General features: G+C 73.2%; 20 protein-coding genes and 1 pseudogene. 8 read left to right on the top strand and 13 right to left on the bottom strand.

Annotation, left to right across the window (positions count from 1 at the left end; genetic code table 11):
- Nucleotides 1-26: 26 nt before the first annotated feature.
- The 7 genes from ACIRBY_RS08190 to ACIRBY_RS08160 all read right to left on the bottom strand — a co-directional run bounded on the left by ACIRBY_RS08190 (nt 27) and on the right by ACIRBY_RS08160 (nt 8,038).
- Nucleotides 27-2,591, bottom strand: coding sequence for a SpoIIE family protein phosphatase (locus ACIRBY_RS08190; protein ID WP_403898242.1), 2,565 nt, complete (start codon nt 2,589-2,591; stop codon nt 27-29).
- A 236-nt stretch (nt 2,592-2,827) separates the two neighbouring features.
- Nucleotides 2,828-3,256 (bottom strand): ATP-binding protein, encoded by a 429-nt coding sequence (locus tag ACIRBY_RS08185; protein WP_403898239.1) that lies wholly within the window; start codon nt 3,254-3,256, stop codon nt 2,828-2,830.
- A 153-nt stretch (nt 3,257-3,409) separates the two neighbouring features.
- Nucleotides 3,410-3,832 (bottom strand): (deoxy)nucleoside triphosphate pyrophosphohydrolase, encoded by a 423-nt coding sequence (locus ACIRBY_RS08180; protein WP_403897750.1) that lies wholly within the window; start codon nt 3,830-3,832, stop codon nt 3,410-3,412.
- A gap of 33 nt (nt 3,833-3,865) precedes the next feature.
- A complete protein-coding gene (locus ACIRBY_RS08175) occupies nt 3,866-4,069 on the bottom strand; it encodes an SPOR domain-containing protein (RefSeq protein ID WP_403897747.1) in 204 nt (67 codons plus the stop codon).
- A gap of 198 nt (nt 4,070-4,267) precedes the next feature.
- A complete protein-coding gene (locus ACIRBY_RS08170; protein WP_403897745.1) occupies nt 4,268-5,020 on the bottom strand; it encodes a GntR family transcriptional regulator in 753 nt (250 codons plus the stop codon).
- A gap of 138 nt (nt 5,021-5,158) precedes the next feature.
- A complete protein-coding gene (locus ACIRBY_RS08165) occupies nt 5,159-6,298 on the bottom strand; it encodes a DUF4190 domain-containing protein (protein WP_403897742.1) in 1,140 nt (379 codons plus the stop codon).
- A 165-nt stretch (nt 6,299-6,463) separates the two neighbouring features.
- Nucleotides 6,464-8,038, bottom strand: coding sequence for a S8 family peptidase (locus ACIRBY_RS08160; protein ID WP_403897739.1), 1,575 nt, complete (start codon nt 8,036-8,038; stop codon nt 6,464-6,466).
- A 221-nt stretch (nt 8,039-8,259) separates the two neighbouring features.
- Here ACIRBY_RS08160 and ACIRBY_RS08155 point away from each other — a divergent pair, with 221 nt between their 5' ends.
- From ACIRBY_RS08155 to ACIRBY_RS08145, 3 genes are all read left to right on the top strand, one after another.
- Nucleotides 8,260-9,372, top strand: a complete 1,113-nt coding sequence (locus ACIRBY_RS08155; protein WP_403897736.1) for a pyridoxal-phosphate dependent enzyme — start codon at nt 8,260-8,262, stop codon at nt 9,370-9,372.
- Nucleotides 9,373-9,456: 84 nt separating this feature from the next.
- Complete coding sequence (locus ACIRBY_RS08150) at nt 9,457-10,266, top strand: isocitrate lyase/phosphoenolpyruvate mutase family protein (RefSeq protein WP_403897733.1); 810 nt, start codon at nt 9,457-9,459, stop codon at nt 10,264-10,266.
- Nucleotides 10,267-10,310: 44 nt separating this feature from the next.
- Complete coding sequence (locus tag ACIRBY_RS08145; RefSeq protein ID WP_403897730.1) at nt 10,311-11,252, top strand: EamA family transporter; 942 nt, start codon at nt 10,311-10,313, stop codon at nt 11,250-11,252.
- A 42-nt stretch (nt 11,253-11,294) separates the two neighbouring features.
- Here ACIRBY_RS08145 and ACIRBY_RS08140 read toward each other — a convergent pair whose 3' ends face one another.
- The 4 genes from ACIRBY_RS08140 to ACIRBY_RS08125 all read right to left on the bottom strand — a co-directional run bounded on the left by ACIRBY_RS08140 (nt 11,295) and on the right by ACIRBY_RS08125 (nt 15,147).
- The gene (locus ACIRBY_RS08140; protein WP_403897727.1) at nt 11,295-12,086 is read right to left on the bottom strand and encodes a trypsin-like serine peptidase; all 792 of its coding nucleotides are present in this window, start codon (nt 12,084-12,086) and stop codon (nt 11,295-11,297) included.
- Nucleotides 12,083-13,177: an alpha/beta hydrolase gene (locus tag ACIRBY_RS08135; RefSeq protein ID WP_403897725.1), complete on the bottom strand. Its 1,095-nt coding sequence runs from the start codon at nt 13,175-13,177 to the stop codon at nt 12,083-12,085. Before ACIRBY_RS08135 ends, ACIRBY_RS08140 begins: the two co-directional genes overlap by 4 nt.
- A gap of 257 nt (nt 13,178-13,434) precedes the next feature.
- Nucleotides 13,435-14,568 (bottom strand): alpha/beta hydrolase, encoded by a 1,134-nt coding sequence (locus ACIRBY_RS08130; protein ID WP_403897722.1) that lies wholly within the window; start codon nt 14,566-14,568, stop codon nt 13,435-13,437.
- A 141-nt stretch (nt 14,569-14,709) separates the two neighbouring features.
- Entirely contained in the window at nt 14,710-15,147 is a 438-nt protein-coding gene (locus ACIRBY_RS08125) for a MarR family winged helix-turn-helix transcriptional regulator (RefSeq protein WP_403897719.1), read from the bottom strand.
- A gap of 77 nt (nt 15,148-15,224) precedes the next feature.
- On the opposite strand from ACIRBY_RS08125, the gene ACIRBY_RS08120 reads away from it, so the two are divergent.
- The 4 genes and pseudogenes from ACIRBY_RS08120 (at nt 15,225) to ACIRBY_RS08105 (ending at nt 18,215) form a co-directional block, all read left to right on the top strand.
- Nucleotides 15,225-16,196: an SMP-30/gluconolactonase/LRE family protein gene (locus ACIRBY_RS08120; RefSeq protein ID WP_403897717.1), complete on the top strand. Its 972-nt coding sequence runs from the start codon at nt 15,225-15,227 to the stop codon at nt 16,194-16,196.
- A gap of 131 nt (nt 16,197-16,327) precedes the next feature.
- The gene (locus ACIRBY_RS08115; protein WP_403897714.1) at nt 16,328-16,942 is read left to right on the top strand and encodes an HdeD family acid-resistance protein; all 615 of its coding nucleotides are present in this window, start codon (nt 16,328-16,330) and stop codon (nt 16,940-16,942) included.
- A gap of 71 nt (nt 16,943-17,013) precedes the next feature.
- On the top strand, nt 17,014-17,895 hold the full coding sequence (locus ACIRBY_RS08110) for a peptidoglycan-binding protein (RefSeq protein WP_403897712.1): 882 nt from the start codon (nt 17,014-17,016) through the stop codon (nt 17,893-17,895).
- Between the two features lie 52 nt (nt 17,896-17,947).
- Nucleotides 17,948-18,215, top strand: a pseudogene (locus ACIRBY_RS08105) (type II toxin-antitoxin system RelE/ParE family toxin).
- Nucleotides 18,216-18,352: 137 nt separating this feature from the next.
- Here ACIRBY_RS08105 and ychF read toward each other — a convergent pair.
- Nucleotides 18,353-19,441, bottom strand: a complete 1,089-nt coding sequence (ychF, locus tag ACIRBY_RS08100; RefSeq protein ID WP_403897709.1) for a redox-regulated ATPase YchF — start codon at nt 19,439-19,441, stop codon at nt 18,353-18,355.
- A gap of 136 nt (nt 19,442-19,577) precedes the next feature.
- Here ychF and ACIRBY_RS08095 point away from each other — a divergent pair, with 136 nt between their 5' ends.
- A complete protein-coding gene (locus ACIRBY_RS08095; RefSeq protein WP_403897706.1) occupies nt 19,578-20,084 on the top strand; it encodes a DUF6542 domain-containing protein in 507 nt (168 codons plus the stop codon).
- A gap of 16 nt (nt 20,085-20,100) precedes the next feature.
- Here the strand turns inward: ACIRBY_RS08095 and ppgK are convergent, their stop codons facing one another.
- Nucleotides 20,101-20,850 (bottom strand): polyphosphate--glucose phosphotransferase, encoded by a 750-nt coding sequence (gene ppgK / locus ACIRBY_RS08090; protein WP_403897702.1) that lies wholly within the window; start codon nt 20,848-20,850, stop codon nt 20,101-20,103.
- Between the last annotated feature and the right edge of the window lie 7 nt (nt 20,851-20,857).

Genomic DNA, 20,857 nt, shown 5'->3' with positions numbered 1-20,857 from the left:
CCCGTGCCGGGGGCGTCCGCCCCTCCTCACCCGTACATGCTCAGCAGCTGCTCCGCGGAGAGTTCGGCGGCCGCCTCGCCCGGGGTGCCGCCGGGCATCGGGAGCGGGAGTTCGAACCAGACGGTCTTGCCGCGGTGGGTGCGCCGGGTGCCCCAGCCGGCCGAGAGCAGGCCGACCAGCTGGAGGCCGCGGCCGCCCTCGTCGGTGTCCCGGGCGCGGCGGCGGCGCGGCTGGGCGAGGTTGGCGTCCCAGACCTCGCAGACCAGGGTCCGATCCAGCAGCAGCCTCAGCCGGATCTCGCCCTCCCCGTACCGCAGGGCGTTGGTGACGAGTTCGCTGACGAGGAGTTCGGTGGTGTCGAGGAGTCCCTCCAGGCCCCACGCGGGCAGCTTGGCCCGGGCGAGTTCGCGGGCCCGGCCCACCGAGCGGGCCTCGCGGGGCAGTTGCCAGTCGCCGACGGCGTCCACGGACAGCCCCTGGACCCGGGCCATCAGCAGGGCGATGTCGTCCTCGCCGTGGCGGGTGTGCAGGGTGTTCAGGACCTGGTCGCAGACCTCCTCCAGCGGGCGGGCCGGGTCCGCGACCGCGCGGCGCAGGCCGCGCAGGCCCTCCTCCAGGGGGTGGTCGCGGGATTCGACGAGTCCGTCGGTGTAGAGGGCGAGCAGGGCGCCTTCGGGGAGTTCCACCTCGACCTCCTCGAAGGGTTCGCCGCCGACCCCGAGGGGCATCCCGGTCGGGATCTCCAGCAGCAGGCCGGGGCGCGGGTCGGCGCCGTCCTCGGTGGGTTCGACGAGGACGGGCGGCATGTGGCCGGCGTTGGCGATGGTGCAGCGCCGGGTCACCGGGTCGTAGACGGCGTAGACGCAGGTGGCGAGGTAGACCTCCGAGCGGTCGGCGTCGCGGGAGTGCAGGGCCGAGCGGGAGGCCTGTTGGGCGCCGCCGGGGGCGCCGAGGCCGCGGGCGACCTCGTCGAGGGCGGTGAGCACTTCGGCGGGTTCCAGGTCCAGGAGTGCGAGGGTGCGCACGGCGGTCCGCAGCTCGCCCATGGCGACGGCGGCGCGCAGTCCGCGTCCCATGACGTCGCCGACGACCAGGGCGGTGCGGTGGCCGGGCAGTTCGATGACGTCGAACCAGTCGCCGCCGACCTCGGTGGCGGCGTTGCCCGGCAGGTAGCGGCAGGCGATGTCCAGGCCGGCCGCCTCCGGGTCGCCGGGCGGCAGCAGGCTGCGCTGGAGGATCAGGGCCCGCTCGTGTTCGCGCCGGTAGAGGCGGGCGTTGTCGATGCAGACGGCGGCGCGGGCGGCCAGTTCGACGGCGACGGCCCGGTCGCGCTCGCCGAAGGGCTCGCTTCCCTTCGTGCGGGAGAACTGGGCGACGCCGACGACCGTGTCGTGGGCGACCATCGGCACGATCAGCGTGGACTGGACGAGGTCGTCGGTTCCGCCGCCCTCGATGAGCCGGGTCCGCGCGGTGCGCAGGGCGACGGCCCCGGGGGAGGCGGCCGGGTAGCGGTGGGTCTCCCCGACGGAGACCAGGGCGCCCGGTCCCGACAGCGGGGCGTCCGAGACGGCGGAGGCGAAGGCCACGCGGCGCAGCGGTGCCGAGGGGGCGCGGCGGGCGCCCTGTCCGGGGAGGGAGGGGAGTCCGGGGCCCTGGGGGCGGGCGGGGCGGTCGTCGTCGCCGAGCAGGAGCCCCTCGTAGAGGTCGACGGCGGCCAGGTCGCAGAAGCCGGGGACGGTGACGTCGAGGAGTTCGCGGGCGGTGGTCTCCAGGTCGAGGGAGTTGCCGATGCGGTGCCCGGCCTCGTTGAGGAGGGCGAGGTTGCGGCGCACTCCGGCGGCCTCGCGGGCGGCCAGGTGGCGCCGGGTGACGTCGGTGCCGAGGCCGGCGATGCCGATGGGGCGGCCGGTGCCGTCGTGCACCCGGTAGAGGTTGATGGACCAGTGCCGGTCGTCGCGGCTGCCGGGAGCCGCTCCGGTGATCCGCAGGTCGGTGACGGACTCGCCGGTCTCCAGGACCCGGCGCAGGGCCGCCGCCATCCGGTCGGCCTCGTGCGCGGGCAGGTAGTCGTGCACGGTGCGGCCGCGGTGCTCCTCGACGGCGCCGCCGAACACGGTCGCGAAACGCCGGTTGGCGCGCTGAACGGTGAGGTCCGTGCCGAAGAGCAGGAAGCCGAAGGGAGATTGGCCGAATATGGCCTGCGAGGCGGCCAGGTCGGATTCGATGCGGCGCAGTGCCCGGACGTCGACCACGACGCAGAGCGCGGCCCGCTCGCCCGTCTCGGTCTGGGTGGGCATCACGTAGATCTCGGCCACGCCGTGCGCCCCGTCGCCGCCCGGGATGCGGAACGGGATCAGGCCGGTCCATTCCTTGCCGTCGAGGATCTCGGCGACCTTGCGGTGCCCGCCGTCGCGCAGCTCGGGCGGCATGAAGGCGTCGACCGGGTCGCGCCCGACGGCCTGGGCTGCGGGAAGTCCGAACAGTTCCTCGGCGCGCAGGCTCCACTGGTCGACGAGCCCGTCCGGGCCGATCGAGAACGACGCGACCTTTATGTAGTCATATATCGAGCCAGGCGGACTGCTGTGCCACAAGGAGTCGTGCCACGACTCCCCGGGCACGCTGGTCTGATGTGCCTGCGCAGGTATCTCGCTCACGCGACCGTCCCCTCCAGCTCACCGCAACCGGACCGGCCATGACCGAAGTATTCAGCACCACGGCCCCGTACGGCACGGCGTTCACGATCACAAAAGGGTCCCGTTGTTTTCCGGCCACGTCCGGTGGTCATCCCTGACGCGCTCCGGGAGACCCCCTGCCGCCCTTCTCCTTGTTACTCACCAGGAAGAGCCAACTCGAACCACACGGTTTTCCCCGACTTCCCGTGCCGGGTGCCCCAGCGGCGCGCGGAGACGGCGACGAGGTGCAGTCCGCGCCCTCCCTCGTCGTCGGCGTCGGCGACCCGCTCGCGGGGCGGATCCGGAAGCGGATCGGAGACTTCCACGAGCAGCGCCGGGCCGTCGGAGAGGCCCGGCGCGGCGGGATTGCGACGTTCCAGCCGGACGCCGATGGGGCCGGAGGCGTAGCGCAGGGAGTTGGTGACCAGTTCGCTGACCAGCAGGACGGTCACGTCACCGACGGCGTCCAGGCCCCAGGAGCGGAGGGCGCCGCGCACGGCGTGGCGGGCGGTGCGGACGGCACCGGGCTCGGCGGGGAAGGCCCACTCGGCGCATTCACCGTCTGTGTCGATCACGCCGATCACTTCCCGGGCCACCAGCGACCCCAGTCAGGTTCGTCGGGACGAATGGGGGACGAGATTGGGACTAATAGCGACATACCCGATATTCGGGGCGTCGTACCACCCGATCCCCCGCCCACCGGCGCACTGTGGCGCGGACGGCCTAGAACGGCGGGGTCATGCGCCCCGGTGCGCCCCGCCTGCTCCCTGGCCGGCGAGCCTGCGGCCCGCTTCGGCGACGAAGGGCCGGTCCTGGTCGAGCCAGTCGACGGAGTCCAGTTCGTGGGGGGCGAGCCAGCGCAGCTCGTCGTGGTCCTCCAGTGGCGCGGGCTCGCCGGAGAGCAGCCGCGCGGTCCACACGTGCAGCACGAGGCCGGGCTTCAGCGGCCACTCCCCCGGGATCCGCTCCAGCGCCTCGGTCTCGACGCCGAGCTCCTCGCGCAGCTCGCGCACCAGCGCCTCGGGCACGGTCTCGCCCGGCTCGGCCTTGCCTCCGGGGAGCTCCCAGCGGCCGGCGAGCTCCGGGGGCGCGCTGCGACGGGCCGCCAGCAGGCGCCCGTCACGACAGAGGGCTCCGCCCACGACCACGCGTACAGTCATGGACGGAGCCTATGCCAGGCCCTCCGCGGGCCTTCAATTCCTGCTCGTGGCGGCCGGGCTGCTGTCCGCCTGCTCGATCCGCTCGACCCAGTAGAGCTGCTCGTGCCCCCGGTCCTCGAGGCTGTCGACGACCTTCTGTGCCTCGGCCCGGGTGGGGTACCGGCCCACCCGGTAGCGGTTGCCGTTGTCGTCCTGACGTATGACCAGCCATGGAAGCAGGGCACCGCTGTCGTTCATCGCGCTCCACCCTCCGCCGATGTTCCTGCCCAGGAAACCGCATTGCGCATATGCCCGAGCTTACGCCCGACCTTCACTGAGCGGATACGGGTTTTCACCAAGAGGTACCTGGGGGGCGTACGCATCCGGCCAGGCGTGCGAAAGCGCCGCCGGGGCTCGTTCGAGACCCCGTCGGCGCTCCGGGCGCGGAGCCCGCGGCTAACGGACCGGCAGGTGGTACGACAGCCGGTACCGGTCCGCCGGGACGACCACGTCCGCCGTCTCCACCGCCCGCCCGGACGCGTAGTACGTCCGCGTCACCACCAGCACCACGTGCCCCGGCACCCCGCCGAGGACCGTGTTCTCCTCCGCCAGGCCCGGCCGGGCCCCGACCTCCTCGACCACGTTGTCCACGACCACGTCGATCGCGGCCATCCGGTCGACCACCCCCGAGCCCCCCAGCGGCCCCTCCTCCGGCAGCATCACCGGGGTCCGGCCGGTCAACGACAGCGGCTCCCAGGACGTGGACAGCATCATCGCCTCGCCCCCGTCGCGGAAGACGTACCGGGTGCGCATGACCCGGTCCCCGGGCTCGATGCCCAGCCGCTTCGCGATGTCCGCCGGCGCCGCCGCCTGCTCGCTGTTCGACTCCCACGTGCCGTGCGCGCCCGACTCCGCCTGCTCCTGGCGGAACGGCGTCGACGCCCCGCCCGTGCGGTAGCCGGAGCGCGCGACCCGGCGCGGGACCGGCTGCTCGCGCACGTACGTACCGGACCCCGAACGGCCCTCGACCAGGCCCTCCGCCATGAGGACCTTGCGCGCCTCCAGCGCGACGGTGTCCGAGACGCCGTACTCCTCGCGGATCCGGGCCTGCGAAGGGAGCCGGGTGTGCGGGGGCAGGGACCCGTCGACGATCTTCCGCCGCAGATCCCCGGCGACGCGAAGATAGGCCGGCTGCTCACCGAAAGTCACGGGCCACTCCCATCAGGTTGACAGACAGCTACACCCTGGCAACCGACGGTTGAGCTGTGCAAGTGCGGGCCAGAGTTTCACCCGATGTGATGAAGCCTGGTCACTCAAACCCGTTACCGCGCGTTACCTCCAGCGCCCTCAAGCCGCGCCGGACGAGGGCCCGCCCCCCGCTCCCGCCCGGTCCTCCTCGCGCCACTCCGGAACCCGCGTCGCCAGTCCGTACGCGCCCCGCAGCGCCTTCTCGCAGCCGACCGTCAGCGCGCCCTCCGCCGCGTCCCACGCCTGCCGGAAGTCCGCCGGCCGGACCGCCCGCGCCGCCCGCTGCCACTCCGCGCGCGCCGCCGCCAGCTCCTTCAGCCGGGCCCCCGCCTCCGGGTGCGCGGAGACGGCGTCCCGCAGCACGCGCTCCTGCGCGGCCAGCGCCTCGTCGACCTCCCGCGCCCAGGACCGGTACTCCGGCAGCGCCTCGTCGAGCTCCCGCTCGGGGGCGCCCCCCAGCGCCCCGTCCGCCGCGTTGAGGGCGGTCAGCAGCGAGACCTGTTCGGGCGTCAGCATCCCCGCGTCGTTGCGCAGGCTCCCCGTGTGGTCGTGCCCCGCCGTGCCGATCACGCACAACAGCCGCCGGTCGCCCGCGCGCCAGGAGTCCCGCGTGGGGGCGAAGTAGTACATCTCCGCATAGTCGGGCAGCGCCCACGCGTCCATCGCGTACGCGTCCTGCGCCTTCCAGCACGCCTCCGTGGCGGTGTCCTTGAGCTTCGAGGCGCCCGGGAAGCCGCCGGGGCCGAGCGCGGTCGCGGACGTCACCTCGGCGTCGTGCACCCGGGCGCAGTCGATCCGGTAGGTGAAGGGGGTCTCGTCGAGGAGGTCCCCGCCGGGGACGTTGAAGCAGTCGCCCGCCCGCAGCCGGTCCATGCCGGTCAGCTGGCCCTCGACCGCCTCCGGGGCCGGGCGCGTGCCCAGCCGCTCCAGGAAGGGCCGGGCGTAGCTCGTGAGCCCGTACAGCAGCACCGACGTCGTCGCCAGGGAGACCGCCAGGCCGGCGACCGCCAGCACCCTGCCCCGCTCCCGCCTGCGCCGGATCTGCACCAGCGCCACCAGGCCGAAGACCACCCCGAGCGGCGGGAAGCAGAGCAGCCCGACCAGCAGGGAGGCGAGGGCGAAGCCGTTGAGCGCGGGCGGTCCCGCCGGGCCGGGCGGCGGCCCCCACCCCGGCTGCGGCGACGGCGGCGGCCAGGAGTGGCCGGGGCCGGCGGGGCGGGGCGGTTGCGGGGTGCTCACAGCGTGAGGTGCTCCATCACAGGGGGGCTCGAAACGGCTGCGCGCGCACGACCTGACGCGAACGGCTGCCCGAAATAGTACGCAGCGGGGGCGGCCCGGTGATCGGTCGCCCCCGCCTTCACCGGGCCCTGCCGCCCGGTGTCGCGCCCCTTCGGTCCGGGCGGGTCAGAACTGCAGCGCCCAGGAGTCGATCTTGCCGGTGTCGGCTGCCGCGTTGTCGCTCACGCGCAGCTTCCAGACCCCGTTGGCCACCTCGGAGGAGGCGTTGACCGTCACCGTCCTGGTGATGTCGTCCGCGCTGCCGCCGGTGCGGTCGTGCAGGTTGTAGAGGGTGCCGTCGGGGGCGACGAGGTCGACCTTCAGGTCGCCGATGTAGGTGTGCTTGATGTCCACGGAGACGCCCAGCGCGGCCGGCGCGTTGCCGGAGACCCCGCTGACGGTGATCGGGGACTCGACCGTGGCGTTGTCGCCCACCGCGTAGTCGGCGGTGTTCTCGAAGCGCGGTCCGGTGGGCGGGGTGGTGCCGGCGCCCACGTTCAGCAGGCGGTTGGGGGATCCGGTGCCGGGGCCCGTCACCACGTTCGGGGTGGCCGCCGCGACCAGGCCGTCACGGACCTGCGCCGGGGTGCTCGACGGGTTCTGCGCGAGGTAGAGGGCGGCCGCGCCGACGACGTGCGGGGTGGCCATCGACGTGCCCGAGATGGTGTTCGTCGCCGTGTCGCCGGTGCCCCACGAGGAGGTGATGGAGGAGCCCGGCGCGAAGAGGTCCAGGATCGAGCCGTAGTTGGAGTAGCTGGCCTTCGCGTCGGTGCTGGTGGTCGCACCGACGGTGATGGCCTCGGCCACGCGCGCCGGGGACTTGGTGGAGGCGTCGGTGGACTCGTTGCCGGCCGCCACGCCGTAGGTGATGCCGGACGCGATGGAGTTGCGCACCGCGGTGTCGAGCGCGGAGTCGGCCCCGCCGCCGAGCGACATGTTGGCCACGGCGGGCTTGACGGCGTTGCGGGTCACCCAGTCGATGCCCGCGACCACCTGGGCCGTCGTGCCGGAGCCGTTGTTGTCGAGCACGCGGACGCCGACGATCTTCGCCTTCTTGGCGACGCCGTAGGTGCTGCCCGCGACGGTGCCGGCGACGTGGGTGCCGTGGCCGTGGCCGTCCTGGGCGGTGTTGTCGTTGTCGATGGCGTCGTAGCCGTAGGATGCGCGGCCGGCCAGGTCCTGGTGGGTGATGCGGACGCCGGTGTCGATGATGTACGCGGTGACGCCCTCGCCGGCCTTGTCCGGGTAGGTGTAGCTCTGGTCGAGGGGGAGCGCCCGCTGGTCGATGCGGTCCAGGCCCCAGGACGGCGGACCGGGCTGGGTGGCGTCGACGGTGAAGGTGCGGTTCTGCACGACCGACGCGACGGCCGGGTCGGCCGCGAGCTTCCTCGCCTGCGCCTCGGAGACCTCGACGGAGTAGCCGTTGAGGGCGGCGCTGTAGGTCCGGTCGATCCTCGCGCCGTACCGCCGGGCGACGGCCCTGCCGCTGTCGGCGGTGGAGCGGGCCGCGGAGTCCTTCAGGGTGACGATGTAGCTGCCGGGGACGGACCCGGCGGCTCCCGCGTTCTCGATGACTCCCTGCGCGCCGCCGGCGGACGCGGCCGAGGCGGGTAACGCGGCGGCCGCGCCGAGCGCGAGGGCCACGACGGCGGTCGCGCTGGCGCCGGCGATCTTCCGGCGGGTGTGACGCATCACGGACATGTGAGGGGTCCTCCTCGTAGGCGGTGCGCTGCGTGGGGGTACGGGCCGGCGGCGGAGGGCGCACGGAATCACGGATTTGCCATGCCCATGTCAATCGAGAACGCCCAACGGGCCGTCGCCGCAAAAAGGTTGGCCCACCCGTGCGCCATCCCACAAGAGCCCCACGGACGCGTAACATCCGTGCCATACGACGGCCATGAACGAGCAAAGGTGCTCCGCACATGACGCACGCACTTCCTGGATATGTCTGCCCCGAGGACGGCACGCGCGCGGACGTGCGGACCGCCCCCTGGTGCTGTCCGGTCTGCGGCGGCCCGTGGGACCTCGACTTCACCCCGGATCCGGCCATCGCCCTGGAGCCGGCGGCCGGCCCGCCCTCCCTGTGGCGGTACGCGCCGGCGCTGCCGCTGCCGGGGGCGTTCTCGGTGACCCTGTCCGAGGGGCACACGCCGATGCTGCCGCTCGGGGACCGGATTCACGCCAAGCTCGACTTCCTGATGCCGACGCTGTCGTTCAAGGACCGGGGCGCGGTGATGCTCGCGGAGCTGGCCCGGCGGCTGGGTCCGGAGCGGGTCGTCGCGGACAGCAGCGGGAACGCGGGGACCTCCGTGGCGGCGTACTGCGCGCGGGCCGGGCTGGGTTGTGAAGTTTTCGTGCCCGAGGGCACCTCGGAGAAGAAGACCGGTCAGATGCGGGCGCACGGGGCGGCCGTACGGGTCGTGCCGGGCGGCCGCGAGGCCGCCGCGAAGGCCGCGCGGGCGGCGGCGGACGAGCCGGGCGCCTTCTACGCGAGCCACGTCTTCAACCCCTACTTCCTGCACGGCACGAAGACGTACGTGTACGAGGTCTGGGAGGCCCTCGACGGGCGGCTCCCCGAGGTGCTCGTCGTTCCCGTCGGCAACGGCACCCTGCTGCTGGGGGCGGCGCTGGCCGTGGCGGAGCTGGGCCGGCGCGGGGTACGGGCACCGGCGCTGGTCGGGGTGCAGGCGGAGGCGGTGGCGCCGCTGGCCGCCGCGTTCGCGGAGGGCGCGGAGGAGGCCGGGCCGGTGGAGCAGCGGCCCACCCTCGCGGAGGGCATCGCGATCCCGGCGCCGCCGCGGGGCCGCCAGATCCTGTCGGCGGTGCGGAAGTCGGGCGGCACGATCCTGACGGTGCCCGACGCCCGGATCCGCGAGGCCCAGCGGGACCTGGCCCGCCGCGGGCTGTTCGTGGAGCCGACGGCCGCGGCCTGCTGGGCGGCGGTGCGGCCCGGGGCGCCCTCCGACCCCCTGGAGGGCCGCACGGCGGTCATCCCCCTGTGCGGTGCGGGCGCCAAGTCCGGCCTGGCCCCCTGAGACCGGCGCACCAGCCCCGGCCGGGGCCGCGTCCACGTCGGAAATCCGCCAGCCGGAACCGCCGGGTTCTGCTGGACTACCCCCATGACCTCCGCACGTGAGAAGGCCGCCGCCTTCACCGCCCTGCACACCCCCGCCGCGCCCCTCGCCCTCGCCAACGCCTGGGACGTGGCCGGCGCCCGCATCGTCGAGGCGGCCGGCGCCCCGGCCGTGGCCACCACCAGCGCCGGCGTCGCCTGGTCCCTCGGGGCGCCCGACGGCGACGCCCTCGCGCGGGACCGGGCCCTGGACCTCATCGCCCGCGTCGCCGGCGCCGTCTGCGTCCCCGTCACCGCCGACATCGAGGGGGGCTTCGCCGCCGACGCCGCCGGGGTCGGGGAGACCGTCGCCGGCGTCCTGGCCGCCGGCGCGGTCGGCATCAACATCGAGGACGGCACCCGCGCCCCCGCCGAGCACGCGGAGCGCGTGGCCGCCGCCCGGGCCGCCGCCGACGCGGCCGGGATCCCGCTGTACATCAACGCCCGCGTGGACACCTACCTCTTCGGCCTCGGCGAGGACGCGACCCGCCTGGACGAGACCCTCGCGCGCGCCTCCGCCTACCTCGCCGCCGGCGCCACCGGCGTCTTCGTGCCCGGCGTCACCGACCCCGCCGTCGTCGCGGAGCTCGCCCGGGGCATCGACGCGCCGCTCAACGTCCTCGTCGGCCCCGGCGCCCCCTCCGTCGCCGAACTCGGCGCCCTCGGCGTGGCCCGCGTCAGCCTGGGCTCGTGGGTGGCGGAGGCCGCGTACGCCGCCGTCCGCCGCGCCACCGAGGAGCTGCTCGCCGACGGCACCTACGGCTCGCTCGCCGGAGCGCTCCCGTACGGCGAGCTGAACGCCCTGCTCAAGGGCTGAGATACCGGGAAGCGTGCATGCGCCACCGACCGTAGGATCCGGCCATGAGCACCTCGATACCGGCTCGTCCGCAGACAACGGGGCGGGACGCCTCCCCGCGCGGGACCGGCGGCGCCGTCTGGGCGGCCCTCGGCACCGTGTACGTCGTCTGGGGCTCGACCTACCTCGGCATCCGGATCGTCGTCCAGACCATGCCGCCGTTCCTCTCCGCCGGCGCCCGCTTCATCACGGCGGGCCTGGTGCTGGCCGGCGTCGTCGCCTGGCGGTTCGGCCCGTCCGCGCTCCGCGTCACCCGCGCGCAGCTCGGCTCGACGCTGCTGGTCGGCCTGCTGCTGGTGCTCGGCGGCAACGGCCTGGTCGTGCTGGCCGAGACCTCGGTGCCGTCCGGGCTGGCCGCGCTGCTGGTGGCGGCGGTGCCGATGTGGGTGGTGGTGCTGCGGGCCGCCACCGGGGACCGGCCGCCCGCGCGCACCCTGGCCGGGGTGCTGGTGGGGCTCGCGGGGCTGGCGGTGCTGACCAGTCCCGGGCTCAGCGGGGCGGTCCGGCTGTCGGGGGTGCTGCTCGTCCTGTCGGGCTCGATCGCCTGGTCCCTGGGCTCCTTCTCCGCGGGGCGGCTGCCGCTGCCGGGCAACCCGTTCACCGGGAGCGCGTACCAGATGGTGTGGGGCGGGCTCGGCGGGGTGCTCGTCGGGCTGGCGCGCGGCGAGCAGCGCGGTCTGGACCCGGCTTCCTTCTCCACCGCCTCGTGGCTGGCCCTGGGCTACCTGGTGCTGATCGGTTCGGTCGTCGGGTTCACCGCGTACGCGTGGCTGCTCCAGTCGGCCCCGCTGTCGCTGACGGCCACGTACGCGTACGTCAACCCGGTGGTGGCCGTCGCGCTCGGCGCGCTGGTCCTGGACGAGCCGCTGACCCTTCCGATCGTGCTCGGCGGCGCGATCGTGGTGGCGGCGGTGGGCGTGATCGTCAGCACCGAGCGCCGGAAGTAGGCCGCGGGACGAGGACGGGGGCCGCCTCGGCCCCGGTCCGCCTCAGCCCCGGGCCGCCGCCTCGTAGAGGGCCTTGGCCTTCCCGTCGTACAGCGCCGCCGTGGAGTCCACGTCGGTGTCCCCGCCGCTGAGCACCCCGATGAGCCGGCCCGGCTGGCCCGTGCCGCCGCGGTCGGCGATCCAGGGGCTGCCGCTGGTGCCCGTCCAGAAGCCCGCGCAGCTGATGTACAGCATGTCGGGGTCGTCGGTGTCGTGGCGGGTCTGGGTGGTGCAGGAGACCGGCTTGTTCTGCGGGTTGTGGTCGGACTCCGGGTAGCCGATGACGGTGACCTCGCGCTCGTAGCCGGAGGTCCAGTCCGGCTTGGGCGCCTCGCCCCGGCCGACCCGCTGCTGGAGGCTGCGCCCGTCCCCGTCCGGCTCGATGGTGAGGAAGGCGAAGTCGGCGGTCTCGTCGCCCCACTTCGTCCAGCGCTCGTCCACGTGGACCGAGCGGACCTTCCACACCCCGAGGGGCTGGGTGCCCGAGCCCTCGCCGGAGAAGGCGGGGGCGAAGGAGAGCTCGCCGATGGCGAGCCCGTCGTGCGCCACCTCGCCCGGACGGCCGTCCTCCCCGGCGGGGGCCACGCAGTGCGCGGCGGTCGCGACGACGTTGCCCCGGGGGCTGTCGACCACGCTCGCCGTGCACCAGTGCTCCCCGTTCGCCATGAGCACGCCGACGGTGGGGAAGGGGTGGACCGGCTGCTCGCCGGACGCCCCGAGGAGGACGACGGCGGCTGCCGCCACGATCCCCGCGGCGGCGGCCGCGGCCGTCGCCCCCTTCACCACCGGGCTCATCGCACGCCGGGGTCGGGTGTCGGTGCCTGCATCACCTTGCTGATCCACTCCAGGGAGCCCTCCCTCATACCACGTACGTACGATTTTCCGTTGTGCTCACCATCCTGGATCACCTGGAGCCGGGTGTGCACGGGTCCCTTCCCGTACTCCCTCATGAACTTCTCGGCCAGGTCCCGGCCGCTCTCCTTGGTGCCGATCTGGAAGCTGATGTAGACGTCGGGTCCACCCTCCCTGATCAGCTTCTCGGCGAGCTTCTCGGGGTTGTTCTCGTCCATCGCCTCCCGGTTCCCCCGCCACAGGGGGGAGTCGGGGACGAAGTCGACGCCGCTCGCGATGACCGCCTTGAAGCGGTCGGGGTACTTCAGGACGTCCTTGAAGGCGCCGAACCCGCCCGAGGAGGAGCCCATGAAGGCCCAGCCGTCGCGGGAGGTGAAGGTCCGGAAATTGGCCTTCGTGAAATCCGGGACGTCATCGGCCATCCAGGTGCCCATCTTGGGCTCTCCGGGGATGTCGGACCCGTCGTAGTGGTGCTTGGTGTCGGCGTTGATCACGGGCATGACCAGGATGAACGGGAGGCTGGTGCCCTTCTTGGCCCCGTCGATCACGGCCTGCTGGAGGCCGAGGCCCGGGCCCGTGCCCCAGTAGTTCTTGGGGTAGCCGCGGCCGCCGGGCAGGGAGATCAGGACCGGGAAGCCGCTCTTGGCGTACCTCGGGTCGTCGTACTCCTTGGGGACCCACACCCACACGTCGCCCGTGAATCCGGACTTCCTGCCGGTCAGGGTGGTCATCGCGATCTGCGTGCCGTCCGGCAGCCGGCTGGTGCGCACGAAGGAGGACTTGGGGCCGGTGGGCATCAGCACCCCCGGAGTGCCGATGTCCTCGGCGGCCGCCGACTCCTGGATCTTCCCGAAGGAGACGGGGTCCCCCATGTCGGAGAAGAGGCCGAACGCGTACGCCGCGCCGCCCCCGGCGGCGAGGGCGAGGGCGAGGACGGCGCCGATCAGGATCCGGCGCTTCCGCGGGCGGCGCCCGGGGCGGGGGCCGCCCCCGGTCGCGGGGTCGCCGTCGCCGCCTTGGTGGTCATACTGCACGGATTTGTTCCCGTTCCCTCTCCGGCGCCCCGGTTGGGCGCGGGTCGGACCGATAGGTCCCCCTTATCGCTTCTACAGAGGTGTCAACGACCGTAGGGGTTGCCTGGGACCGGGGCGACGTGGCGAGGGCCACGTGGCGGACGCCTGTACGGGCGCCCCGCGCCTCGACGCCCGGGGCGCGGGAACGGGGGCGGGGCCGGGGGCGGGGCGGAGCGGGGGCGGGGCGGCGACGGGGGCCGGGGCGGGGCGGGGGCGGCTCAGCCGGCCTCGGGCTTCGGGCCCTTCAGCACCTTGCTGACCCACTCCAGGGAGCCCTCCTTCATGCCGCGCACGTAGTGCCAGCCGTTGTGCTCGCCGTTCTGGATGTCGCGGATGGTCGTCTTGACGGGACCCTTGCCGTACTGCTGGACGAACTTCACCATCCGGTCCTTGCCGGACTCCTTGGTGCCGACCTGGAAGTTGATGTAGACGTCCGGGCCGCCGCTCGCGATCAGCTTCTCGGCGAGCTTCTCGGGGTTGTTCGCGTCCATCTCCGCCTGGTGGCCCTTCCAGAGCGGGGAGTCCGGGACGATCTCGCCGCCGCTGGCGATCACGGCCTTGAAGCGGTCCGGGTACTGCAGGAGCGTCTTCATGCCGACGAAGGCGCCCGAGGACGAGCCCATGAAGGCCCAGCCGTCGCGGGACTTGTAGGTGCGGAAGTTGGCGCGGACGAAGTCCGGGACGTCCTCGGCGATCCAGGTGCCCATCCTGGGCTGGCCGGGTATGTCGGCACCGTCGTAGTAGTACTTGTTGTCCGGGTTGAGCACCGGCATGATCACGACGAAGGGCAGGCTGGTCCCGGCCTGGACGCCCTCGCTGACGGCCTTCTGGAGGCCCAGGCTGCGGTCGGCCCAGTAGTTCGTCGGGAAGCCGTTGCCGCCCGGCAGGGCGATGAGGACCGGGAAGGCGCTCTTGGCGTACTTCGGGTCGTCGTACTCCTTGGGGGCCCAGACCCAGACGTCCCCCTCGAAGCCGGACTTGGCGCCGGCGAGGCGGGTCTTGGCGATGACCGTGCCGTCGTCGAGCTTGGTGGTCTGCTTGAAGTCCGACTTCGGGCCGGCGGGCAGCTGCACGTCGGGGTCGCCGGTGGGCGTGGGCGAGGCGGAGGGGCTCGCACCCTTCTTCGCCGGGCCGCCGTCCGTACCGGCGGCGGCGGGCTGGTGGTTCTTGCCGAAGCTGACGGCCTGGCCGTTCCCGTCGAACCACTCGTTCTTGTACGCGGCGAAACCCCCGCCGCCCAGGACCAGCGCGCCGACGACGCCGGCGCTGATCCATATCGTCCGCCGCGACTTCCTGCGGCCCCCCGCCCCCTCGGGCTCGCGGCCGGACGACTGCTGAGGGTACTGATCCACGAACTTCGCTCCGAACGGTCTCGGCTGCCCCTGCGACGGGGCAGCACACGGACATCCCCTTGACTGGTCTTGATGAGCGAATTCTGCGGATAGTTCCAAATCTCTGCAAAAACCTGCCGGGAACTTCAGGTGGCGACCCGCTCACTTCAGCGCGTCGAGCACCTCCGCGCACCGCCCCAGCAGGGCGATGAGCTGGTCGCGTTCCTGCGGGGTCAGGGCCGCGGCGAGCGTCCGCTCCACGCGCACGGCCCCCGCGTCCGCGACCTCCATCGCGGCGCGCCCCTCCGGCGTGAGCCGGGTCTCCAGCACGTTGCGGTGCCACTCGTGCGGGGTCCGCTCGACGAGGCCGCGCTCGTGGAGGTTCTTCAGCACGGTGTTCATCGTCGGCGCGGTGACCCCGCAGAGGCGGGCGAGGGCCGCGGCGGAGATCCCCGGCTTCTCGGCGAGCCAGAGCAGGGCCGCGTACTGCGGCACCGTCACCGCGGCCGGCTTGCAGGCGGTGGTCTTCGCCGCGACGAGCGCCTGCTCGGCGCGCTTGATGTGCGAGCCGATGCGCTCCTCGGCGGGCATGGAGGTCATGACGGCATCTTATGACCCTTGCCAAGCATTAGAACTCTAACTACTCTTCGAACTCACTCGCTCAGAAGGATGCACCCATGCGCAAGCTGTCATACGTCCTGCCCGTCACCGCCGCCCTGGCCCTCACCACGGCGCTCACCACCGGCGCCGCCCCCGGCCCGGCCCGCGTGTCGACCGCGTTCACCCTGCCCGGCGCGAAGGCCTACCCCGAGGGCATCGCCGCCGACGCCCGCACCGGCGCGGTCTACGTCGGCTCGTACGCCGACGGCACCGTCTACCGCGCCCGCCCCGGCGCCCGTGCGGCCGAGGTGTTCCTGCCCTCCGGCACGGACGGCCGGCACACGGCCAACGGCCTGCGCGTCGACGCCCGCGGCCGGCTGTGGGTCACCGACTCCACCGCCGGCGTCACGGTGTACGACACGGCGACCGGCGCCCGCCTGGCCCGCTTCGACGTCGACGCCGCCACCCCGCACTTCATCAACGACCTGACCATCACCCCGGACGGCACCGCCTACCTGACGGACAGCGTCCGCGCGGTGATCTACCGCGTCACCCCGGCCCAGCTGCGCGCCGGCTCGGGCGCCCTGACGGCGGCCTACGACCTGAGCCGGCAGGTCACCCCGCCGCCGCCGGGCAAGTTCACCCTGAACGGCATCACCTCCGACGCGGCGGGCCGCTACCTGCTGGCGGTGGACATGACCGCCGGAGAGCTCCACCGGGTCGACCTGGCCACCGGCGCCCTCAGCCGGGTCGCGCTCACGGGCGGGGACCTGAAGGCCGCGGACGGCCTCGACCTCTCCCCCGGCGGCACCCTGCGGGCGGCCCACAACATCACCAACACCCTGACCCGCTGGCAGCTCACGCCGGACGGCACCCGCGCCCGCCTGGTGCACAGCGTCACGGACCCGGCCCTCCAGATCCCCACCACCCTGGCCCACACCCCGACGCGCACCCTGGTGGTCCGCTCCCAGTTCGACAAGGGCGGCCCGATGACCCCGTCGACGGGCACCCCGACCACCTTCTCGGTCGCCTCGGTCCGGGGGCTGTAGCCGCCCCCTCCACCCCTCCACCGACCGGCGCGGCGACCCGCGGCGACCTAAAATGGCATCAAGAGTCAGCAAGGCACGTCCGGCGGCTCCACGGCGCCCCCGCGGGCCGCCCGGCCGGCCCGGGAGGCGTGATGACCGTATCCCCCGACGCGTCACCGCAGTACGCGCACACCGACCCCGAGGACACCCTCAAGGTGCTCGGGGGCTCATGGCACTGGGCGCTGGGCCTCGCCCTCGCGACCCTGATCCCAGGCATCCTGATCCTCGTCTGGCCCGACGAGACCCTGCACGTCCTGGCCGTGATCCTGGGACTGCAGCTCCTGGTGGTGGGAGGCTTCCGCTTCGTGACGGCCTTCTCGCACGGCAAGGAGTCGGGCGGCAGCAGACTGGCGGGCGTCCTGATCGCCCTGCTGGCCCTGCTGGCGGGCGTCCTGGTGCTGCGGCACCCGATGCAGACGGTCGGCCTGCTGGCCCTGGTCGTCGGGGTCTCCTGGCTGCTGACGGGAGTCCTCGCGGCCTACGTCGCGATCGCCGACCGCACCCTCGCCCACCGCGGCCTGCGCTTCGGCCTGGGCGCCCTCGGCGCCGTCGCCGGAATCGTCGTCCTCTGCTTCCCGGTGGACTCCGCCGTCGCCCTGACCCGTCTGCTCGGCCTCTGGCTGGTCCTGATCGGCGCGTTCGAACTGGTCATGGCCTTCGCCCTCCGCTCCACCACCCGCAGACTCACGACCCCGCCGCCCGGCTGACCGGTCCCCTCGTCGGAGGGGACCGGAAGGGCGGGGGGAATCCGCAACCATGCCACCCAGGAGGTGCGGCGATGGCTCACGACGACCAATTCACGGCGACCGGGCCCTCCTTCACCGGCGCCGGGTTCCCCCGCGCCGGGTTCTCCACGAAGTCGACGGACACCGTCCACGGAGTCAACGTCGTCGGAACCTCGTGCGGCGTGTACGGGGAGAGCCTGGCGGCCGGCCAGGAGTCGGACCGACAGCCCGAAGTGGACCGGACCGGGGTGTTCGGCGACGGCGACGCCTACGGCGTGCACGGCATCGGCCGGAGCTTCGCCGGAGTGCTCGGCTTCGTACGGCGTCCCGAGAACTCGGGAGGCGTCTTCGGCGTCGGGCTGCGCGGTGCGCCCGGGGTCGTGGGCCAGAGCCGCATCGAGTTCCTGCCGACCCTCCCCACGGGAGACCTGGCGCAACACGGCGGGGACGGCACCGGAGTCCTGGGCGAGAGCGGACACGGGGCCGGGGTGTCGGGGACCAGCGGTGACGGACGCGGCGGGGAGTTCTCGTCGGCCGGCGCCGCGCAGGTCCGGCTGGTCCCGTCACTGGACGCCCCGCCGGCGACCGGCCGCCCCGGCGACCTGCTCGCCGTCCGGCGGGGCGGGTTCGCCACCCTCTGGTTCTGCGTCCTCGCCGAGGCGGCGGACCGCCCGGCGGTCTGGGGCCGCGTGCAGCTGGGCCAGGCGTCCGTCCCGAACCCGACGCTCGAACAGGGCGCCCAGGGCCAGGACGTCAAGAACGCCCAGGGCCTGCTGCTGGCCCACGGCGACGACCCCGGCCCCGTCGACGGCGTCTTCGGACCGCTGACGCTGGCCGCCACCCGGGCCTTCCAGCAGGAGGCCCGCATCGTCGCCGACGGCCAGATCGGCCCACAGACGTGGGGCGCCCTGCTGAACCACTTCCCCACCGCGTAACGAAAGGCCGCCCGCCCCGCTCCACCGAAGAAGCGGGAGGCGTTGGCGCGCGGTGAGTGAGTACCGGACCGTCTTCCGACCCGAGGCACAGGCCGAGCTTCGGAAGATCCCCCGCGACATGGCACTGCGCATCCTCGCCAAGCTGACCGAGCTGGAGAGCGACCCCCCTCGGCTTCAACACGACCGCGCTCGTATCGCAGCCGGAACGCCGTCGACTGCGAGTCGGGGACTACCGGGTCGTCTACACGATCGACGACAACGGGGAGCTCGTGGTCTGGGTGGTACACGTCGTGCATCGCTCCACCGCCTGCGACACCTGACGCCGGCTGATCCGTCCGACGGCTGAATATCCGGCACCCATCCAGCACGGTGACGACGAAGGGGTCGACTCCCGCAGGAGTCGACCCCTTCTGGCCTGCCCGCTCGACGGATTACCCAGCGTGCGGCAACAGGTGGATCAGACGTTGAAGCGGAACTCGACCACGTCGCCGTCCTGCATGACGTAGTCCTTGCCCTCCATGCGGGCCTTGCCCTTCGCGCGGGCTTCGGCGACCGAGCCGCAGTCGACCAGGTCCGCGAAGGAGATGACCTCGGCCTTGATGAAGCCGCGCTGGAAGTCGGTGTGGATGACGCCGGCCGCCTCGGGGGCCGTGGCGCCCTGCTTGATCGTCCAGGCGCGGGTTTCCTTCGGGCCGGCCGTCAGGTACGTCTGGAGGCCCAGGGTGGCGAAGCCGACGCGGCCGAGGGTGGCCAGGCCCGGCTCGTCCTGGCCGACCGACTGGAGGAGCTCCAGGGCTTCCTCGTCGTCCAGCTCGGCGAGGTCCGCCTCCAGCTTGGCGTTGAGGAAGATGGCCTCCGCCGGGGCGACCAGCGCGGACTGCGCGGCCTTGAAGGCGTCGTCCGTCAGCTCGTCCTCGTCGACGTTGAAGACGTAGAGGAACGGCTTGGTGGTGAGCAGGTGCAGCTCGTGCAGGAGGTCGCCCTGCTCGGTGCCCTTGGTGATGCCCTGGGAGAAGAGGGTGTCTCCGTTCTCCAGGATCTTCTGGGCCTTCTCGGTCGCCGCCAGGACCGCGACCTTGTCCTTCTGGAGGCGCGACTCCTTCGTCAGGCGGGGGATCGCCTTCTCGATGGACTGGAGGTCGGCGAGGATCAGCTCGGTGTTGATCGTCTCGATGTCGTCCTTGGGCGAGACCTTGCCGTCGACGTGGACGACGTTCTCGTCCTTGAAGGCGCGGATGACCTGGCAGATCGCGTCCGACTCGCGGATGTTCGCGAGGAACTTGTTGCCCAGGCCCTCGCCCTCCGAGGCGCCGCGCACGATGCCGGCGATGTCGACGAAGTCGACCGTGGCCGGGAGGACGCGCTGCGAGCCGAAGATCCCGGCCAGGACGGCGAGGCGCTGGTCCGGGACGCCGACGACGCCGATGTTCGGCTCGATGGTGGCGAACGGGTAGTTGGCCGCCAGTACGTCGTTCTTGGTCAGGGCGTTGAACAGGGTCGACTTGCCGACATTCGGCAGGCCGACGATTCCGATCGTGAGCGACACGTTGGCGACTTCCCGTAGCTGAGTGGGGGCGGCGGCCCGGAGTGGGCCGTCGGACAGTTTACTTTCCTATGAGCGCGCACGTGGTTGTACGCGTGTCCGGGCGGGCTGGGCGCGGGGTCGCGCCTAGGTTGGTGGGGTGGAGCGATACAGGACGCGTTCGGTACGTCACCCCCAGGTGCCCGCACAGGCGGCGCGGCGCCCCCGGCCCCCCGTCCCGGCCCCCGCCCGGCGGATGCCGCGGCCGCGGCTGACCGGGCTCGGCGGCGGGCTGTTCGCCTGCGTGGCGATGCTGCTGGTCGCCGGGATCGCCTGGCTGCTGTTCGACTCCTCGCTGTTCGTGTACGGGCTGCTGTTCCTGCCCGTGGCCGCCGCGACCGCCCTGTGGGTGCGCCCGGCTGACCTGATCACCGCGCCGGTGTGCGTGCCGATCGCCTTCGCCGCCGGAGTGTGGCCCGTGTCGGGCGGCTCCGGCGGCTTCGGCGGGGAGCTCATGGGGGTGGTGTCGGCGTTGTCCCTGCACGCCGGGTGGCTGTACGCGGGGACGCTGGTCGCGGGCCTGATCGCGCTGGCGCGCCGCGCCGCGCTGAGCGGGCGGCGCCGGGCCGCCGCGGCCCGGCGCGGGAGCAGCAGCGCCGCCTGCTGACCCCGACCGGTACCCCCTACCGCGTGAGCCCGTCCCGCGCCGCCATCGCCGCTCCCACGATGCCGGCGTTGTTCTGGAGCTTCGCGGGGACGATCTCGGCGCGGACGTTCTCGATGAGGGGGAGGAACTTCTCCGGTTTGCGGCTGACGCCGCCGCCGAGGATGAACAGGTCCGGGGAGAAGAGCATCTCCAGGTGCGCCAGGTACTTCTCCAGCCGGCGGGCCCAGCGCTCCCAGCTGAGGTCCCCGTCCTCCTTGGCCTTGACCGAGGCCCGGGTCTCGGCGTCGTGGCCCTTGAGCTCCAGGTGGCCCAGCTCGGTGTTGGGCACGAGCCGGCCGTCGCGGAAGAGGGCGCTGCCGATGCCCGTGCCCAGGGTGAGGAGGAGGACCGTGCCCGCCGCCCCGCGCCCGGCCCCGTACGTCATCTCCGCGACGCCCGCCGCGTCGGCGTCGTTGAGGACGGTGACCGGGCGGCCGCCGAGCCGTTCGGAGAGCAGGGACGCCGCGTCCAGGCCGATCCAGGCCTTGTCGACGTTGGCGGCCGTCCGGGTCACGCCGTGGGTGACCACTCCGGGGAAGGTGACGCCGACCGGCCCGTCCCAGGAGAAGTTCCGGACGACCTCGACGACGCCTCCGGCCACCCCCTCGGGGGTGGCCGGATGTGGTGTCAGTACCTTGTGGCGCTCCTGCGCCGGCTCGCCGCGGTCCAGGTCCACGGGAGCGCCCTTGATCCCCGTACCGCCGATGTCCACTCCGAAGATCTGCATGGACTCA

Origin of the sequence: Streptomyces sp. NPDC096136, from assembly GCF_044763325.1 — a bacterium.
In the GTDB taxonomy this organism is placed as follows: domain Bacteria; phylum Actinomycetota; class Actinomycetes; order Streptomycetales; family Streptomycetaceae; genus Streptomyces.
Note: the sequence above shows the minus strand (reverse complement) of the source record. Positions and strands in the feature narration are given on the sequence as shown.